The 1,808-nt window shown below is 59.1% G+C and carries 1 protein-coding gene; it reads right to left on the bottom strand.

Features of this window, described 5'->3' with window-relative positions:
• Window positions 1–502: 502 nt before the first annotated feature.
• Window positions 503–1,228: an outer membrane protein gene (locus ACXJ7R_RS31655; RefSeq protein WP_457155247.1), complete on the bottom strand. Its 726-nt coding sequence runs from the start codon at window positions 1,226–1,228 to the stop codon at window positions 503–505.
• Window positions 1,229–1,808 lie beyond the last annotated feature (580 nt).

The following is a 1,808-nucleotide window of genomic DNA, read 5'->3' as shown; positions in this document are numbered from 1 at the left end:
GCACACGCCCAAGCTGAGGACGGAGAAACACTAAATCGCGGAAGCCTACAAAAGTCTGGCTGAGTTGTCCGAGCATCTCAAGGGGTCAGATATGGCGGCCGAGCGCCTAAAAAAGTTACAAGCCGAAGTATGGAAGCGATTACTCCTGCCCAATCTGCTGGCTTGAACGCGGCGCTATCACTTGGCTCCTTTCCGTGGAGGAGCCAGACCATGCTTATCGTTGCAAGATCTGCGGCTTCAAAGAAACCCACGATCGGCAATGAAAAAGCCCGCTGCCAGGGAAAGCAGCGGGCGCTAGTTCGGGAGGAGGTCGGGCAGCCCCACTTTGCCCGCAAAAAGACGGTACGCCTCGCTTAGCTGGACAATAAGCTCGCGCCGGTTGAAGCTCTGCATATTCAAGCTGCGTGACTTTTCTGCCACAAGATAAGAAAGCCCGAGACCATCGGCAACGGGCTTGGAGCATCCGCGAAGGACGCAATTTTGACGACATGGCGCCGGGTTATCAGAACCTGTAATTCACGCCGACAACCACCTGCTGTACGGTAAGTTTCGTAGAAACGACGTCTGCCTCCCCAACGGTCCCCGGCGCCGCCGAGTAATTCACGTCGTTCTTGCCGAAACCAATGTAGTTATATTCGCCAAAGGCCGACCAGTTCCTAGCGAATTTCCACTCGGCGCCGACACCGACAGTCCAGCCCAGCCGGTCATAGTCAGCGGTTTCCGACAGAAAGGGAGACGGCACCGTGCCGTGGACGACACTATCCACGCGAGCCCAGGCGCCGCCGGCCTTGACGTAACCCAGCACGGCCGGATCAAAGAGATAACCTGCCCTGCCGGTGAACGTGAAAAGGTCCTTGACCTTGTCTTCCACATCGAAGGTCGGGAATGCTGTAATGGCGTGGCTGCCCTTGATGTCGCCGAAATCAAACATGCCCTGGACGCCGAACACCCAGCGGTCCATCTGGTAGTCACAGCCGAGTTGGGCTCCACCGATAAAACCGCTGCCGCTGCCGGATCCAAAGTCGGTGTCCGGCAAGACCGTGCCGTCGACCTTGCCCACCTGCGTCTGGTCGACATGGGACCAGCCGCCACCGACATTGCCGCCGACGTAGCAGCCCGTCCAGGACGCCACCGGCGCGTCGGCCATGGGGATCAGAGGGTCGGCTGCCCAAGCGGCTGATCCGCCAAACGCGAACACCGCAAACGACGCAAGGAGCAAGCTTTTCATGTGAACACCCCAGCCCAGTGGACTCATTCGCCTAGGCTAATGTAATCCGATTGGTCCACTTTCCATGTAGCAAATGCGCAACAGGCTGCGGAATTGCGTTGCCACAATGCGAAAGCTCCGGTCTTGTTTCCGTTAGAAGCAATATGTCCTCATCGGTGGGCGGCTCCTCAACGGGGCTAACTAACGGCAGGGCTCGCCAACGCTGAAATCCGACACCGTGAGGCAGCGCCCTTGGCGGACTCGCGTCGGGCCTGGCCAGAAGGCACGCCGGATTTTCCAAACCCGCCTGAATGAAAAAGCCCGCCACCGTCAGGCAGCGGGCACGTARCGCTGGGAGCCGGACGTTAGGGTTTCTTGTTGCCATTTGGATTKGGYGCCGGKGCCTCTCKCACGTCTCGCGGTGGCGGATCGACATGTTCMGGCTCYGGCGATGCWTCCTTGTCGGGACGGACAGGCGTCTTCCGCGGATCTGGCTTCAGCGGCGGTTCTTTGGTTTTGTTTGGCATTGCTCTTCCTCCTGTCCTCTGAAACAGGGCCGCCGCTCACTTGTTCCTGGTAGCCCCAGTTAACGGCGCTCCAC

This window comes from Mesorhizobium sp. P5_C1 (assembly GCF_054049815.1).
Note: the sequence above shows the minus strand (reverse complement) of the source record. Positions and strands in the feature narration are given on the sequence as shown.

Excerpts from the sequence above, each read along its gene's own strand:
- ACXJ7R_RS31655 (WP_457155247.1), bottom strand. The coding sequence starts at position 1,228 with ATGAAAAGCTTGCTCCTTGCGTCGTTTGCGGTGTTCGCGTTTGGCGGA.